The organism is Pseudoalteromonas sp. c7(2019) (assembly GCF_011378625.1).
Taxonomy (GTDB): domain Bacteria; phylum Pseudomonadota; class Gammaproteobacteria; order Enterobacterales; family Alteromonadaceae; genus Pseudoalteromonas; species Pseudoalteromonas arctica.
On record NZ_WTKS01000011.1, the window covers coordinates 15,811 to 33,183 of the forward strand.

11 protein-coding genes are annotated in these 17,373 nt (G+C 39.7%); 8 read left to right on the forward strand and 3 right to left on the reverse strand.

Annotation, left to right across the window (positions count from 1 at the left end; genetic code table 11):
• Positions 1-86 precede the first annotated feature (86 nt).
• Positions 87-4,070, forward strand: coding sequence for a two-component regulator propeller domain-containing protein (locus GQR38_RS13140; RefSeq protein ID WP_165722177.1), 3,984 nt, complete (start codon positions 87-89; stop codon positions 4,068-4,070).
• Between the two features lie 133 nt (positions 4,071-4,203).
• Positions 4,204-5,334, forward strand: a complete 1,131-nt coding sequence (locus GQR38_RS13145; RefSeq protein ID WP_165722179.1) for a CsgG/HfaB family protein — start codon at positions 4,204-4,206, stop codon at positions 5,332-5,334.
• A gap of 54 nt (positions 5,335-5,388) precedes the next feature.
• Here GQR38_RS13145 and GQR38_RS13150 read toward each other — a convergent pair whose 3' ends face one another.
• Both GQR38_RS13150 and deoC read right to left on the reverse strand, forming a co-directional pair.
• A complete protein-coding gene (locus GQR38_RS13150) occupies positions 5,389-5,889 on the reverse strand; it encodes a hypothetical protein (RefSeq protein ID WP_101216814.1) in 501 nt (166 codons plus the stop codon).
• A complete protein-coding gene (deoC, locus tag GQR38_RS13155) occupies positions 5,873-6,625 on the reverse strand; it encodes a deoxyribose-phosphate aldolase (protein ID WP_165722181.1) in 753 nt (250 codons plus the stop codon). The genes GQR38_RS13150 and deoC overlap by 17 nt, the downstream gene beginning before the upstream one ends.
• A gap of 450 nt (positions 6,626-7,075) precedes the next feature.
• Here deoC and cysG point away from each other — a divergent pair, with 450 nt between their 5' ends.
• From cysG to cysQ, 6 genes are read left to right on the forward strand one after another with little or no spacing between them, the layout of a single operon-like run.
• Positions 7,076-8,503, forward strand: a complete 1,428-nt coding sequence (gene cysG, locus GQR38_RS13160) for a siroheme synthase CysG (protein ID WP_165722183.1) — start codon at positions 7,076-7,078, stop codon at positions 8,501-8,503.
• A gap of 49 nt (positions 8,504-8,552) precedes the next feature.
• The gene (gene cysD, locus GQR38_RS13165) at positions 8,553-9,452 is read left to right on the forward strand and encodes a sulfate adenylyltransferase subunit CysD (protein ID WP_008133447.1); all 900 of its coding nucleotides are present in this window, start codon (positions 8,553-8,555) and stop codon (positions 9,450-9,452) included.
• A complete protein-coding gene (gene cysN, locus GQR38_RS13170) occupies positions 9,452-10,876 on the forward strand; it encodes a sulfate adenylyltransferase subunit CysN (RefSeq protein ID WP_007580108.1) in 1,425 nt (474 codons plus the stop codon). The genes cysD and cysN overlap by 1 nt, the downstream gene beginning before the upstream one ends.
• 31 nt (positions 10,877-10,907) lie before the next feature.
• Positions 10,908-12,632 carry an SLC13 family permease gene (locus GQR38_RS13175; RefSeq protein WP_165722185.1) on the forward strand — a complete coding sequence of 575 codons (1,725 nt, stop codon included), beginning with the start codon at positions 10,908-10,910 and terminating at the stop codon, positions 12,630-12,632.
• Positions 12,633-12,664: 32 nt separating this feature from the next.
• Positions 12,665-13,258 carry an adenylyl-sulfate kinase gene (cysC, locus tag GQR38_RS13180; protein WP_007378439.1) on the forward strand — a complete coding sequence of 198 codons (594 nt, stop codon included), beginning with the start codon at positions 12,665-12,667 and terminating at the stop codon, positions 13,256-13,258.
• A 9-nt stretch (positions 13,259-13,267) separates the two neighbouring features.
• Positions 13,268-14,038, forward strand: a complete 771-nt coding sequence (cysQ, locus tag GQR38_RS13185; RefSeq protein WP_165722187.1) for a 3'(2'),5'-bisphosphate nucleotidase CysQ — start codon at positions 13,268-13,270, stop codon at positions 14,036-14,038.
• Between the two features lie 262 nt (positions 14,039-14,300).
• Here the strand turns inward: cysQ and GQR38_RS13190 are convergent, their stop codons facing one another.
• Complete coding sequence (locus GQR38_RS13190; RefSeq protein WP_165722188.1) at positions 14,301-17,141, reverse strand: P-loop NTPase fold protein; 2,841 nt, start codon at positions 17,139-17,141, stop codon at positions 14,301-14,303.
• Positions 17,142-17,373: the final 232 nt, after the last annotated feature.

The following is a 17,373-nucleotide window of genomic DNA, read 5'->3' on the forward strand; positions in this document are numbered from 1 at the left end:
TGCATTAAAAAATCAATCTTAACATTGATTAAAAAGCAGTTTATGATTGTCAAAATTATAGGGACTCACAATTAGATGGGAAGTCTGTGAAAGCAATAAAAACAATCATAAGATATAAAATTATTAGCTTTTTATTATTATTTCATATTAGTTCTTATGCTCTGCCATTGTATTTAGATACATATACAAATGAACAAGGTTTATCACAAAATTCAATCACCTGCAGTACCACTGATGAAAAAGGGTTTCATTGGTTTGCTACCCAAGGTGGCTTAAACCGATTTGATGGGTATGAATTTAAGCACTATAAATTCAATCCTTCACACCCTAGTATTTCGGGGAATTGGATTACAGACTGCCTGAATTTAGGAAACGACCACATTTGGTTTGCTACAACAAGTAATGGGCTCAACTTATTAAATACTGAAACAGGAAGTTTTAGTGTTTTTAACCAGTATTCAACCCCTCCTATTACAAACGAACGTATTTCATCAATTTCTTCTAATTCGCCACAAATCATTTGGATTGGTCACGATAAAGGGCAACTTACTCGTTTAGATACATACACAGGTACTACCGAATTATTTTCTTATCAGGGCACGAATCACTTAAATGTTGTTTTTAAGGATGTGCTTTTTGATGATCAAAAAAACCTTTGGTTAGCAAGTAGTATCGGGCTGATTAAGTTCGATACACAAACACATCAGTTCGAACATATACCTAATAGCCCTGAACAGCTCTGGCAATTAAAAAAAGCAGCAAACGGCAAATTTATTATAGGAGGTAAGACTGGTCTAAGTGTTTTTGACTCAAACACACTCGCATTTTATAACTTTGAGCAACTCAAAAATGTTTGGGTCACAGATATACTTTTTGATGATGAAAAAAAATTATGGGTAAGCACTTATGGTCATGGTCTTTATTACCAAGCTACAGATAATTTATTAAGTAGCGAGTTTCATCAACTTACTCACTCTCCAGATTTAAAACATGGCTTAGCTAACGATCACCTATTGTCACTTTACCAAGACCCTCAAGGCATTATTTGGATTGGTACAGACGGCTATGGATTACATCGCTATGATAAAAGGCAGGCTCAGTTTGGTCATCAAAAACATCAAAGCAATAACCCAGCTTCTATCTCGAATGACTTTGTAAGAGCAATACTCAAAGACAGTAACAACTTACTTTGGGTGGGTACGCGCGACGGACTTAACAAACAAACTGACACAGGATTTAAACGCTATAAAACAGATAAAAATCAAGATATAGGCTTAACTAATAACAATATATTTAGTCTTTATGAAGATGCCAATAAACGCGTATGGATAGGCACATACGGAGGTGGTTTACTGCTTTACAACCCAATTAATGATAACTTTTCGGCTTTTACTGTGCAAAGCCATCAACTCAGTAGTAACCGTATTTATGCAATCGAAGGTGATCTAAGTGGTAATTTATGGCTGGGCAGTAACGAAGGCTTAACGCGATTTAATCCCGATACTTTACAGGTTACAAATTTTAAATACAGCGCAGGTAAAAATAGTATCTCAAATAATACTGTTTTTAGTATTACTTATGACAGCGACAACAACGCTATATGGGCAGGAACCCGCGCAGGGTTAAATAAACTTTCTTTACATGATGAAACATTCACCCATTACCAAAGCGATCTTAAAAAGCCTAATAGTTTAACGCATGACATGGTTACATCCTTGCATTTACAAGATAAAAACACTTTATGGGTAGGTACTTTTGGCGGGCTCAATAAGTTAAATATCCAAACAAACAAAGTAATAAACATTACAGAGTTTGATGGCTTACTTAACGATAATATTTTTGCAATTAAACAAGATAGCAGCGGTTACTTGTGGCTAAGCAGCAACCAAGGCCTAACCCGTTACGCTCCTCAAACCCAACAAATGCAGCATTTTTTACCCGCAAACGGTATACAGCATCATTCTTTTATTTTAGGTGCCGCTTTTCAAGCAGATGACGGCGAGCTATTTTTTGGTGGTATTAACGGTTTTAATCAATTTGATCCGTTAAAACTAACCCTAGCAACTCAACCCCCAGAACCCGTTATTACAGACTTACTTATTTATAACCAGTCAGTCGCGACGCAGCAATATATAAAAAACAAGACCCAAACGGCTAAGCTTATAAGCTATACAGACAGACTCTTTTTTAAAGAAGAAGATGGTGTTATCGGCTTTAAATTTTCTGCTTTAAACAGTGCAGAGCCCCCTTCTCAATACCAATATGCTTACAAGTTAGCTGGGTTAGATAAGCAGTTTTTATACGCAAACAAAAACCAGAGGCAAGTTAGTTATTCTCAACTTCCCGCTGGAAGCTATCACTTTATTGTAAAAGTTAAAGATCAATACGGTCAATGGAGTGATGATAAAACAATGGTTGCGCTTAAAGTTACTCCACCTTGGTGGAAGAACAATGTTGCCTATGTCACTTACATCATTATCGTATTATTTATAATGTGGTTAATTATAACAGCAAGGTATAGAGCTAACGTTGCAGAGCAAGCAAACTTAAAAGAGAAAGAACTTAGCAACTTAAAAACCCAACTATTAGATAATGTTAGCCATGAACTTAAAACACCATTGAGCTTAATATTAGCGCCACTTGAGAGTTTACAAAAAAGCCATAAGGATTCAGACACCCAACAAAAACTAGCGATGATTCAACGTAATAGCTATAAGCTATTGGATCAAATAAACCAACTTTTACAGCTCAGTCAGCGCCCAAGCACAGCAGTGAAACACGTCACACCCTATGCTATAAAGCCGGTAGTTGAACAATTAATTGAAGATTTCACCCCTTTATTTAAACAAAAAAATATTACGTTCGAGTTTGAAGATTTAACACAAAAAACTATTCCCATTAAATTAGAGCTAAATCATACAATTTCTATTATCAGTAACTTATTGAGTAACGCCCAAAAATACACTCCAAACACTGGCAAAGTATTACTTCAGCTATTAACTCAAAAACAAAAATTAATCATCACAGTCTCAGATACTGGTGTTGGTATAGATAAAGAGCACCTTGAGACCATTTTTCAACGATTTACACGCATAGATACGAGTAATCAAAGCGGTAGCGGTATTGGCTTAGCGCTGGTGAAGCAGCTAGTTGAGCAATATGGAGGAACTATTGAACTTAAAAGTGAATTAAATAAAGGAAGTTGTTTTACTGTTTCACTCCCAATAAATCAAATAGACGAAACCTCTAACCTTACTGCTCTTGCTGTATCTAAAAGCAATAATTTATGTGTAGTAAAAAGTAATAAGATTCTTATTATTGAAGACAACGATGAAATGCGTGATTTAATAATGTCACTATTTATTAGTAGCTTCACGTGTATAAGTGCAGCTAACGGAGAGCTAGGTTTAGCTTTATGTAAAAACGAAATGCCTGACTTGGTAATAAGTGATGTAATGATGCCTGTTATGGATGGCTATCAGTTTATTAAAGCACTGCGCAGCGACACGGCTATTAGCCATATTCCGGTGTTATTACTTTCAGCAAAGGCAGATACGCATAGTAAATTAAAGGGCCTAGACTTACTTGCTGATGACTATTTGAGTAAACCTTTTGAGCCGCAGCTGTTACTCAGCCGCGTTCAAGGGTTATTAACGATTAGAGAAGTACTTAATCAACATTTAAAACAACAACTACCTGCTTTATCACAAACAACCCAGCTCGACCCACAAATGGCGCAAAGTAAAGATTATGTATTTACCGAGCGTGTAAAAACGACAGTAAAAGAGCATTACCAAGACGAAGCATTTAGCGTGGAAGAATTTGCAGCTGCGCTTTATCTTAGCCCTCGCGCTTTACAATTAAAAATGAAAGCCTTGTACAACCTAACACCAAGCGATTACATTCGAAATATTCGTTTAGAATTTGCACAAGAGCTTTTAAAAAATAGTGAGCTTGCAATTGGTCTAGTAGCACAGCAAGTTGGCTTTAATTCACAAAGCTACTTTGCCCGGTGCTTTAAAGCAAAATATGATATGTCCCCAAAACAGTTTCGTGAACAATCCAGATAAATTTCGCCTGTGTGACTAAATGTTTCGCACCAGTACTATTATTAACCTACTGATTTAACTAAATTAACATGAATTTAAATATTAAAGGAAATGCACCATATTTCCCTTGAGCGTATTAATTAAGGACAGTCATATGTTAAAAGCACCACAAAAACTATTATTAACGGCACTATTAACTACCACTCTGAGCGCTTGTCAAAGCACCTCCACAAATGTTACGTCAGGTCAAAATTCACCAGACATAAACACTGTCGCCCAAGAACAATACAATGGGCCTAAAGCTCGTATTGCTGTTGCACGCTTTACCGACAAATCAAACAACTCAAAATGGTGGCGTAAAGAAATAGGCGACGGTATGGCTGATCAATTAACTACGGCACTCGTATCAACAAATCGCTTTATTGTTTTAGAGCGCCAAGCGCTTGATGCTGTTTTATCAGAACAAGACCTAGCAGCCTCAGGTCGCGTTAGTGCATCATCGGGTGCCGCTTATGGTGAGATTGAAGGCGCTGAAATAGTCGTTATTGCAGCGGTAACTGAATTTGATGACGATAGCTCTGGTGCAAGTGTTGGCAGTGGCGGCTTTATGGGCGATGTATTTAGCTCTGTATCAGCTGGTTTTTCAGGTTCTCATATGGCAATTGACCTTCGTCTAATAGATACACGCACATCACGAATTTTAGCAGCAACAAGTGTTGAAGGGGGCAGTAAAGATTTTGACTTTACTGGAGCCGCAACTAACTTTGGTGGCGCACTTGTTGGCGGTAATATTAGTGGATGGTCTGATACCCCTAAAGAAAAAGCCCTTCGTGAAGTTATTATTAAAGCGGTTGAGTTTTTAGAAACTAAAATTCCAGATACTTACTATCGCTATAACAGTAATAACACTTTAGCATCGGGTTACACTGCGCCGCCACCGGCAGCTGTACAAGCAAAAACAGCCAGCAAGAGCGCTGTAACAGTTGATGTACCCACTCATAGAATGCCACATTATGAAAAGATGGATTTAGCAATGTCGCGCCTAAGCTTGGTATGTTTGGGTTACCTAAGAAACCAGCCTGATTACGAAGAATTTGAAACACAGGATGTTGAGTACGATCGTAAAACAGTTATCGCACTTCGTGAGTACCAGCAAGACAAAAAACTAAAGGTAACGGGTTTAGCTGATGAAACAACTAAAAAGTCACTTGATGATAGTGGTTGTATTGCTAAAACGAACAAATCAAGCCTCGAAAGTATAGGCAACATGTTCAAGTTTAATTAATAAATATTAGCTTTAAGTTTAAAATGAAAAACGGCTGTTACTTAGAGCCGTTTTTCAATCTATACGTAATAACTCACCACGATAAAAATCACACACTAACCAAATTTGCTCAAATTGATAGGTTCTTGGAAAGTTAAGGTCATTGATCACAGCTTCAAAGTCAGCTTTGTGCCAAATAGTACTGGCGTTACGAATAACAAGCCAAGTACGCTCTGAATAATAACGTTTTTTCGCTTTTTGTTTCAGCAACCGCTCTAATGCAGCCCGCAATCTGTGTTCACTTGGCTTTTGTGCCATATCTGCCAAATCTCGTTGCATTTGCATTGACAACGATCGTCCTAAAACAGCCATCGCTTCTGTTTCGCTGGCATATAAATGAGCAATTTCTATATCAAGCTGTTCACTCTCTTGATAACAACTAACGTCAGGTTTATTAGGCTCATTATGCCAAATGTTGCGCATATGAACACCCAACTGCTGCTCATAGCAACGTAAAAACAATTTAGCAGCATCATGCTCTAACTGACGTTTTTCCTCATCACTGCTGCGTTTCATTCAACACCTTGTAAACATCATTCAGCAAGCTTGAAGCACCAAACCTAAATGTATTTGCTTGTAAATAATCATCACCCATTATTGCGCGTGCTAGCGCTAAATAATGACTGACATCGGCAACAGTTTTAACACCACCGGCAGCTTTAAAGCCCACACGTTTATCCGAGTTTTTAATGGCTGTTAGCATAATTTTTGTTGATTCAAGGGTTGCATTAATGGCCACTTTACCCGTACTGGTTTTTACAAAATCGGCATCACCTTCAATTGCCAATTGAGTAGCCTGCGTTATAAGTGCTTCAGTTTTAAGCTCACCGCTTTCTATTATTACTTTTAGCTGGGCGCGCGACCCACATGCTTTTTTACTTTCGCTTACATAGCTAAGTACTGTTTGAACATCGCACGCTATGAGTTTTTTGTAAGGAATAACCAAATCAATTTCGTCAGCGCCGCGCTCTATTGCAATAAGTGTTTCGTTAATTACATCACTCAGTGGCGCATCACCTGTTGGAAAGTTAGTGACCGTTGCAACTTTTACGTGGTTAAGCTCACGTGCTGCGAGTGCTATTTTTGCATCATCAACAAAGTCGCTATAAACACATACTGCGGCAGGCGTGCCCAGCGTCGGGTTTATACTATCAACAAGCGCTTGAATGCTTTTGGTGGTATCGCTGGTGTTTAAGCTTGTTAAATCCATCAGTGCGACTGCTAATGCGGCATCTTTTTGGTGTTGTGTCATTAGAGCTCCGTTGCTTATGTAATACCAATTTTATTAAAAACATAATCATTTTAGCGTATTAAATAACTCACTAACTACGTTAAAAATTATTTATATAGAACAACTATGTATCATAATTTTAGCCTTGTTATTGAGCTATTTTCTCGTCGCTATAATAGATCACTAAATTAATGCAATTGGTATAAGTACAGAATAGAATATGCTTCCATATTAACAAATTAAACCAAACTCGCTATAGCTCATAACCAAACACTATAAGCTGTTTATTTTACTTGTAACTCGGCGCAATCCCTTGTTAACTAACTCTTAGGCCTAAAAAGCCCACCTATTATAACTTTTGGTTATATCAACTTGGTTTTAATTATTTTTTACTTATTGATAGCCGCTATATTCTGCTTATCAGAATAAAGCGTTTTCTTATATTTGAATTTGTTTAGGGGTCTTATTAACGTGCAGTATTTACCTATCTTTACCAAACTCGACAACAAACCAGTATTGGTTGTTGGCGGTGGAGAGGTCGCATTACGCAAATGTCGCGCGTTTTTAAAAGCGAGAGCGAGCGTTACTTTAGTAGCGCCTTGGTTTTGCGACGAACTAAAAGAGCATGCGCATAATAATGAAGTAACGCTTATTGATGCTTATTTTGATGAGTCGCATCTCGATGGCAAAATGCTTGTTATTGCAGCAACCGACCGCGATGAAGTAAACAACAACGTATTTGAACTTGCCAATGCCCGCAATTTATTTGTAAACGTGGTTGATGACCAACCTAAATGTACGTTTATATTCCCATCCATTGTTGACCGCGACCCAATTACGATTGCTATATCAAGTGCAGGCACAGCGCCGGTACTTGCACGTCGCTTACGCGAAAAGCTCGAAACCCTTATTCCGCATCATATTGGGCCACTTGCAACACTTGTAGGCGGCTTTAGAGACAAAGTAAAAAAACGCTTTAAACATTTTTCAGACCGCCGCCAATTTTGGGAAGGCGTGTTCGACTCATCTGTCGTGAGTAAAGTGCAAACCGGTGATACTCAAGCCGCACAGCAGCAATTAGAGCAAATGCTAGATGCAAAAGCAGAACCTGAAGGCGAAGTATATGTAGTAGGTGCAGGCCCAGGCGATCCAGAGCTTTTAACACTCAAAGCACTGCAACTTATGCAACAAGCCGATGTGGTTGTATACGACTTTTTAGTGTCTGACGAAATTATGGAATTAGTGCGTCGTGATGCTGACCTTATTTGTGTAGGCAAACGTTTAGGCGATCATAGTGTTGTTCAAGACGACACCAACCAAATGCTGGTCGACCTTGCTAAACAAGGCAAAAAAGTGTGCCGCATTAAAGGTGGCGATCCGTTTATTTATGGCCGTGGTGGCGAAGAAGTACAAGTACTGGCTGCTAACAACGTAAATTATCAAATTGTACCGGGTATTACAGCCGCTGCAGGTTGTAGTGCTTATGCGGGTATTCCACTTACGCATCGTGACCACGCACAAGCCATTCAATTTGTAACTGGCCACTGTAAAAAAGACGGCCAAGAACTTGATTGGCAATCGCTGGCAAAAGCAAATCAAACGCTTGCTATTTACATGGGCGTAATTAAATCGCCGCACATACAAAGCGAGCTTTTAAAACATGGCCGTAAAGCCGACACACCTGTTGCCATTATCGAAAACGGTACACGCAAAAATCAGCGTGTAGTAACAGGCCAATTAGGCGAACTTGCCGACTTAATTGAACGCAACAGCATTATATCGCCTGCGCTACTCATTATTGGTGAAGTAGCCGCCCTGCACTCGCAACTAGCGTGGTTTGGGAAAAACGAGCAAACAAGCAGCTTTGCACAGCCGCTAACAGATGTATCAAATACATAACCGAATTTTAAATTTGTAACTTTTAATCATTTTAGTAGGACGACTAACAATGGCTTTAACTCACCTTCAGCAACTTGAAGCTGAAAGTATCAAAATCATGCGCGAAGTCGCCGCTGAGTTTGAGAACCCAGTAATGCTTTACTCTATTGGTAAAGATTCGTCGGTACTTTTGCACTTAGCGCGTAAAGCATTTTACCCTGCAAAAATTCCGTTTCCGTTATTGCACGTAGACACCAATTGGAAGTTTCGTGAAATGATTGAGTTTCGCGACCGTATAGCTAAAGAATACGGTTTTGACCTACTGGTACACAAAAATCCAGAAGGCATTGAAATGGGTGTAGGCCCGTTTACGCATGGCTCGGGTAAACATACCGACATAATGAAAACCCAAGGCTTAAAGCAAGCACTTAACAAATATGGTTTTGATGCTGCATTTGGTGGCGCACGCCGCGACGAAGAAAAGTCACGCGCAAAAGAGCGTGTTTACTCGTTCCGCGACAAACACCACCGTTGGGACCCTAAAAACCAACGTCCTGAGCTTTGGAACACTTATAACAGCCAAGTTAATCCGGGAGAAAGCATTCGTGTTTTCCCGTTATCTAACTGGACTGAGCTTGATATTTGGCAATACATTTACCAAGAAAACATCGACATGGTACCGCTTTACCTAGCAAAAGAGCGCCCTGTTGTTGATCGCGATGGCACCCTAATAATGGTTGACGATGAGCGTATGCCACTTAACGAAGGTGAAGTACCGCAAATGAAATCTGTACGTTTTCGTACATTAGGCTGCTACCCACTTACCGGTGCAGTTGAGTCAACAGCCAGTACTTTAACCGAAATTATTGAAGAAATGCTGCTATCTACGTCATCTGAACGTGAAGGTCGTGTTATCGACCATGATTCAGCCGGCTCAATGGAGAAGAAAAAACGTGAGGGGTATTTTTAATGTCTAGCCAAAATAACGATACATTTAACGAAGTAAAAGAAATAGGCATAGACGCCTACCTAGCACGCCAACAAGACAAAAGCTTATTGCGTATGCTTACGTGTGGCAGCGTAGATGACGGTAAATCAACATTGATTGGCCGCCTACTGCACGACAGCCACCAAATTTATGAAGATCAGCTAGCAGCCCTTCATAAAGATAACGAAAAAGTAGGTAATGCAGGTGAAGATCTTGACCTTGCTTTATTAGTTGATGGCCTACAAGCTGAGCGCGAGCAAGGCATTACCATTGACGTAGCGTACCGTTACTTTTCAACGGCTAAGCGTAAATTTATTATTGCCGACACACCTGGGCACGAGCAATACACGCGCAACATGGTAACGGGTGCATCAACAAGCGATGTCGCCATTATTTTGGTTGATGCGCGTTACGGCGTACAAGTACAAACTAAGCGCCATAGCTTTATTTGTGACTCGCTGGGCATTAAGCAGTTTGTTGTTGCCGTTAATAAAATGGATATCGTTGATTTTGACGAAACCGTGTATGAAAAAATTAAGGCCGATTACCTTAAATTTGCTGAGCAACTTAACGTATCAAACATTAAGTTTGTGCCTATGTCGGCGCTTAAAGGCGACAACGTAGTAACACGCTCTGCACATACACCGTATTACACCGACAAGCCGCTACTTGAATTACTAGAAGATTCGCCAGCAGCCGAAACAGATACAGGCTTTGAAGCGCGCCTACCAGTGCAATATGTAGTGCGTCCTAACTTAAACTTCCGTGGTTTTCAGGGCACACTTACATCAGGCAAGATACACGTAGGCGATGCAATAAAAGTATTACCGTCGGGCAAAACATCAAGCATTAAAGAAATTGTTACCTTTGATGGCAACCTGGACAGCGCCGAAGCAGGCCAAGCAATTACCGTTACCCTAAATAACGAAATTGATATTAGCCGAGGGGATGTAATAGTACCTGCAAATTCAACGGCCGTTGTTACTAACCAGCTGCAAGCTAAAATTGTGTGGATGCATGAGTCGCCATTAGTATTAGGTAAAAGCTATAACCTAAAGCTAGGCAGCAAAAACACTTCAGCTATTGTTACAAAAATTGATTACACGATTGATGTAAACACGCTTGAGCACGGCACTAGCGACTCACTGCAGTTAAACGAAATTGCGATTGTAACGCTTGAACTAACCGAAACTATTTTGGCAGACGAGTACCACAGCAATCATGAAACAGGCTCGTTTATCCTAATCGATCGCTTATCAAACCTAACGGTTGCTGCGGGCATGATTGAACAAGTACTGCAAAGCCAAGCACAGCAAAGTAACTTTAGCGAATTTGAAGTTGAATTTAACAGCTTAGTACGCAAGCACTTTCCGCATTGGCAAGCGCTTGATATTTCTAAGTTATAAGTTGACTTTAGCCTGTTAGGAATTAAAAAGCATGGTAGAACAGCTCGTTTTAACAGGCATTATGCTTACCTTAGTCGGGTGCCTTTTTGGCACCCGTATTAATCCAGCATGGTTATTTGTAAGCGCCATTGGCACCAGCTACTTAGCAGGGCTAATCGATCTTGAAAGCATGTTAATTAATTATGCAAACCCGTCGCTTATCACCTTGGTACTATTGGTGTTAGTGTCGACCGCAATAGAAAAAACCACCCTAATTCAAAAGTTAGCGCAATCGCTATCTAAAGGTAGTTTAGTAAAATCGGTAACAAAATTGGGGTTATCAACCGCCTTTTTATCGTCGTTTACTAACAATACCGCCGTTGTTGCATCGCTTATTACCGCGATAAAAGACAACCCTAATCACTCCCCTTCAAAGCTATTATTACCGCTGTCGTATACCGCTATTTTGGGCGGCACTATTACGCTTATTGGTACATCAACCAACTTAATCGTCAATGGCTTTGCAGTCGATGCGGGCATGAAACCGCTGGGCTTTTTTGACTTTACCTTAGTGGGTTTAGGCGCGCTAAGCGTAGGCCTAATTACCATTTTAGTAATGCTTAAATACTTACCCGACAACGGTAAAAGCGATCAAGAAGTCGTGCCTTTTTACCTAGAAGGCAAAGTACAAGCAAATTCAAAATTAATAGGCCAAACCGTTGAAGAAAACGGCCTGCGTGATTTAAAAGACTTATTCCTCGCGGAAATTATTCGCGATGGCAGCCGCATTTGCGCAGTCACCCCGCAGCAAATTATTCAAAAAGATGACGTGCTGCTGTTTGTAGGTGACATAAAATCGGTGCCATTACTTACCCGTTTCGACGGCCTAAAAGTCGTGCACGAGAATCATCAAAAAGACATAGAACACTTAGTAGAAGTAGTCGTAAGTCAGTCTTCAAAATTTATTGGCAAAACCGTAAAAGAAGCCCGCTTTAGAGAGCAATTTCATGCTGCTGTTATTGCCATTCGCCGTGGGCACGACCGCTTACAAGGCGGCCTTGGGCAAGTGCAATTACAAGCTGGCGACTCACTAATACTCGCACCAGGCAAAAACTTTTACACCTTGCCTAATTTAAAGCGCGAGTTTGTGTATATTTCAGGGTTTGACTTACAAGCTCACCTTGCACCTAAACAATCAAACATTGTGCTACTAAGCTTTGCCGCAGTGCTGGGTTTAAGCATTATTGGCATAGTGCCGCTGGTTAAAGGCTTATTAGTATTACTGATTGGCTTAATGCTCAGTGGCACCATTAAACTTAACGAAGTAAAACGCCGTTTTCCTATCGAGTTATTAGTGGTAGTAGGTAGTGCCATTGGCCTTGCCAAGTTAATGATAGGCACCGGACTTGCCGGGCAAATATCCGACGCCATGTTTATGGTACTTGGCGACTTTGGCCCTTACGGCGCATTTATTGCCATATTTTTAATGACCGTATTATTTACCGAGCTTATTACTAATAACGCAGCAGCTGCCTTGTCGTTCCCTGTTGCTTACTCGCTCGCGGTTGGTTTTAATGTCGACCCGCTACCGTTTATTATGGCGGTTGCCTTTGGCGCATCAGCCAGCTTTATATCGCCATTTGGGTATCAAACTAACCTAATGGTTTATAGCGCGGGTAACTATCGCTTAAAAGATTACGTAGTGATGGGCTTACCCCTTTCTATTATTTATTCAATCACGGTATTAACCTTGATCCCGCTGGTATTTCCGTTTTAATACCTGCGCTCACAGCATAAGAGACTCTCACTATGGATGAAAATATAGTTTGGCATAACTACGCAACTACAAAAGCACAGCGTAGTGAGCAAAAAAAACATAAGCCCGCTATTTTATGGTTTACCGGCTTTTCAGGCTCTGGTAAAAGCACCGTAGCAAACGCACTAGAAGCAGCGCTTAATCAACAAGGTACGCACACTTACCTGCTTGATGGCGACAACGTACGCCACGGTTTATGCAAAGACCTAGGCTTTAGCGACGAAGACCGCATTGAAAACATACGCCGCGTAGGCGAAACCGCAAAACTAATGACCGACGCCGGCTTGTTAGTACTTACTGCATTTATATCGCCCTTTAGAGCAGAACGTGACATGGTGCGCAGCTTAGTAGATGAAGGCGAATTTATTGAAGTATTTATCGATACCCCACTGGATGTATGCGAAAGCCGCGATCCAAAAGGCTTATACAAAAAAGCCCGCGCTGGAGAGATAAAACACTTCACGGGTATCGATTCAAGCTACGAAGTGCCAAACAATCCAGAAATAATTTTAGATACAAGTAAAAACACCCTAGACCAATCGGTTACACAACTGATAACGTATCTAAAACAAAAGCACATAATATAGGTTAACCCCATGAATCAAACCGAACTGCTAGAAGAAACCCTCATCCTTGCCCGCAAAGCAGGCCAAGCGATAATGGGAATTTACGAAAAGGACTTTAACGTTGAGTACAAAGCCGATGAAAGCCCCGTAACCGACGCCGATTTAGCAGCTCATAAACTGATTGTGGCAGGGCTTCAACAGCTCACACCCGACATTCCAATACTCAGTGAAGAAAACGCCGACATAAGCTGGGATGTACGCCAAACGTGGAAAAGCTACTGGTTAGTTGACCCAATCGACGGCACTAAAGAATTTATTAAAAAGAACGGTGAATTTACCGTAAACATCGCCCTAATTAAAAACGGCACTCCTATTTTAGCCGTAGTAGATGCACCTGCCCTTGGCGTATCGTACTTAGCCGCCGAAGCAATTGGCGCATTTAAAGATAAAGGCGATGAGCGAATTGAGCTTAAAGTAACGACTAAACCTAACAAAGGGTTAATACGTGTTGTTGGCAGTCGCTCGCATCCATCACCCGATTTAGCCGAGTTTGTAAAACGCTTTGACGATGTTGAAATGGTGTCTAAAGGCAGCTCTCTAAAGCTGTGTTTAGTGGCTGAGGGCAGCGCCGATATTTACCCGCGCTTAGGCCCAACTTGCGAATGGGATACAGGCGCAGGCCATGCAATCGCCGAAATAGCCGGTGCTAAAGTGACCCAACTTGATGGCAGCCCGCTTATTTATAACACCAAAGACGAGTACTTGAATCCGTATTTTATTGTAAGTGCGATAGAAGAGTAAGCACGGTTTAGCGTAGGTTGGGTTGAGTGAAACGAAACCCAACATCTTTAAATCATGAGCTTTAAGCAGACGCCAATAAGTCTGGATTTTCACTCGTAATAAGATAGCTTAAACCACGAATAGTGCTCCTGTAACTAATTATGCTCTGGATTCTATTAAAAAACAATTTCACCACCGAGAGCACAGAGTCGCTTCGCTACACAGAGGTTTGAAACCTAAGCTAAAAACATAAGTCGGAATCTCGCCTAAGCTCAACTCTAACTTACTCTTCTGATAAACCTAAATTATCGATGACTTTAAATTTCTGATCTTCTGTAATATCTTGATGTTGAAAACATTGAATTTTGTTTTTTAAGTATACCTTTTCATCTGTCGTAACTTTTAGTAGGTGCTGTCGAAAATAAATAGCTTCAGGTTCAGCAAACTTAGCATTATTTATAAGGAGTAATGTCGCATTTGCTGAAACACTAGCTAGACAAATACTTAAAATATTTTCCATTCTCTTTTCATCAAAATTGAATTTTGAGTCATCGAATTGTGTAAATACCAAATAATGTATTGTTAACTCAATTGAATTCATACTTAGTTCGTCTAAGTTTTCAAGTAAAAACTTTCTAAAATCTATGCCCTGTGTAAAACTTTTGGCTTTCTCAGCGATCTTCCGGCGTTCTTCTATCTCTTCAACATCAAAATAATGACCATTAGAATCCTTTTTAACAAATAAACTAGGTAACTCTTGGTCTATAAAAAGATAATCGTAATGCCAAGTAAGGATCCTGAATAACAAAGGTTGAGCTGATTCAATCCCGACTAGTTTACTTAGTACTTCTTTAAAATGGCCTTCACAAATGACAGTTCGTAATAATGGATCTTCTAAAATACTGAGGTGTAAAAATAGACCTGCCTTTTCAGCCTGCTTATTGTCTAAAACAGCAAAGGCTAACAACTTTCTCTTATTCTTACTTTCAATGTCATCACCAACTCCAAAAACACCATTAAAACGCTCAAAACTAACTAACCACCGATGATCTGAGCATATATAATTAGCTAACTCTGCTACGTTTTCAGGGGATATCGTTTTAAAACATTTCAACACTTCCTGATCTCTTAGTTCATTTTTAGGAACGGTTTCTAATAAAATTCTATTTAAATAATTCACTGTATCTTGCGAATTACCGACTCCTTGAAGATAACCTCTCCCATCTTTTTTAGCGAAATTACCTTTAGCTTCCATCAAGTGGTCAGGTAAATCAACTAAACACTCAAGAAGTGAAGTTAATGCTTTATTTTCAATGGGGGAGGAGTTATTAGTAACTAGGTCGTGTAACATTTCTTTAATACTTCTACCGCCTTCAACTGGATTTATATTGGAACCTGTACCATTTAGTAGCCTCGGATAGTTACTGATAAACTGATTGAATAATACTGGTTTTAGTTCTCTTAAAGTCATTAGTAACATTAAAGAATCAAATGCCACTTCTCCTAGAAGTTTTTCATTTACCCAACACTTATCAACTCGGCGCATAACACGCTTGAGCATGCGCATTGAAATAATTAAATTGCTAGCAATAATTCCAGGGAGGTAACGCTTTTCACTAAAAATATCAGAGGTTAATTTTTTGTATCTATTAAAATTAGTAATAAATGGTTCATTTGTTAAAACCATTTCTTTATTAAATATCTCTTTAGTACTTAATTCAGCCCACTTACATAACTTATCTCTAAAATCTTGCTCTACAATCGTCTCAACATAGTCAGCTATCTTACTCAACACCTCAATATGCTCAATTTTAGTATTACCCATCGCAACGATAAAATTGATATGACTTAAGTTTCTATTTTTCAATCTATCTAGTAGCGCGGCTATAGCATTTAAACGTTTTTCACTTTCTTCATCAGTACCACGATCAACATCTTGCAGAGTAATCAATAATTTATGGTTTGTTTTTTTTAGTACATCGTTAAGTTTTTGAAAGCGTGTATCTGTATCAACAGGGCCTGCGAGTAAGGTGGATGCAAACTGGAAAAAGCTACCGCCTGACTTTAACGCTTCGGTGTAATGCTTCGGTAAGGCACGAAAAGCGCACATATCAATGTGCTGACTTATATCGTCGATAATATGGCTCAATACAACATGCGCAACGCTACCAGTTGCTGCGCCCCAAGTAGATATATCGCTGTGTATCCAAACACTCTCTTTTTCAGGTTTTTTTGCCAAACCATTCATAATACTTTCGACGATACTACTTTTACCGCAACCATAAGGCCCACATAGCGCTATGTGTTGTGCTAAATCTTTTTCATACTTATCACCACCATTTTTTAGCCGCTCGGTGATACGCTTTGCATACACCTGTAGGTCGGGCTCTAACATTTCTATACTTTTGATAGTTGAATCATCTTTGAACCATTCTCTGAAATCGTCTAACGTTTTTAGTTCTGGGCTTTCTTTAGTTTCAATCGGCTCAATTTCAGAAGTAAAGTTTTGTTGTTTGCTTTGCCTGTGTTCATCGCACAATAAGTAAATCGCTAAAATTAAATAACTAGCTGCTAGGTTGATAAATACATAAAAAGCTGCTGCTATATAAGCAAGACCAACAGCAAAACCTACATACATAGTCGATAGAGCAACTAATACAGCAGTAAAAATTGGCTTTTGGGTATAAAGCTTTGCCTGATAAATGACGGTTATGAGCATGCCAATAAACGTAAGTGCTAGGTATTTTAAGCTCATAAAGCTTTGTGCGTATAACGCAGCTTCATCAAATTTTGGTGCTGTGCTTAGCATATAAAAAGCAGTCAGAAAGTATGATGCTAATACAGCAATTGTCACAGGCGGATATCGCCAGCTAAATACAATACTGCGTTTAGGGTGCGATATATAAAACTTATCAAGCAGGAGCTTTATGCCAATACCTGCTAAAAATGCACAGCTGTAATGTAAAACAGGACTGGCATGTAAAATAGCGCCTAAACTTGAATATGCCTTTTGTACAAGACCGATTTTGCTTAAAAATACAGTAATTGTTGCGGCGGTAATTGCGCACAATAAAAGGGAAAGCCAGCGCATGGCTGTAATGGGGAGTGTTTTAACTTGCGACAACTTAATATCCTTATCAATACGTTACCTAACCAGTGTATATCAATTGAACATTATTGAATAAGCAAGTTTAAGAAATAAAGTCGCCTCTTGGCTTTACCGCTCGAATGACGCTATGGCTTGTTGGGTTTCGCTTCGCTCTACCCAACCTACGCTTTGATATAAAAATGGAGTTTTATTCCTTTAGGTCTTGTTTTGAGTTTAGGGCGAAAATCAAAAAAGAATGTACCGATCC

What these genes read in the sequence shown, in the direction of transcription:
- GQR38_RS13175 (WP_165722185.1), top strand. Translation starts at nt 10,908, where the DNA reads ATGGTAGAACAGCTCGTTTTAACAGGCATTATGCTTACCTTAGTCGGG.
- GQR38_RS13145 (WP_165722179.1), top strand. Translation starts at nt 4,204, where the DNA reads ATGTTAAAAGCACCACAAAAACTATTATTAACGGCACTATTAACTACC.
- cysQ (WP_165722187.1), top strand. Translation starts at nt 13,268, where the DNA reads ATGAATCAAACCGAACTGCTAGAAGAAACCCTCATCCTTGCCCGCAAA.
- deoC (WP_165722181.1), bottom strand. Translation starts at nt 6,625, where the DNA reads ATGACACAACACCAAAAAGATGCCGCATTAGCAGTCGCACTGATGGAT.
- cysC (WP_007378439.1), top strand. Translation starts at nt 12,665, where the DNA reads ATGGATGAAAATATAGTTTGGCATAACTACGCAACTACAAAAGCACAG.
- cysD (WP_008133447.1), top strand. Translation starts at nt 8,553, where the DNA reads ATGGCTTTAACTCACCTTCAGCAACTTGAAGCTGAAAGTATCAAAATC.
- GQR38_RS13150 (WP_101216814.1), bottom strand. Translation starts at nt 5,889, where the DNA reads ATGAAACGCAGCAGTGATGAGGAAAAACGTCAGTTAGAGCATGATGCT.
- cysN (WP_007580108.1), top strand. Translation starts at nt 9,452, where the DNA reads ATGTCTAGCCAAAATAACGATACATTTAACGAAGTAAAAGAAATAGGC.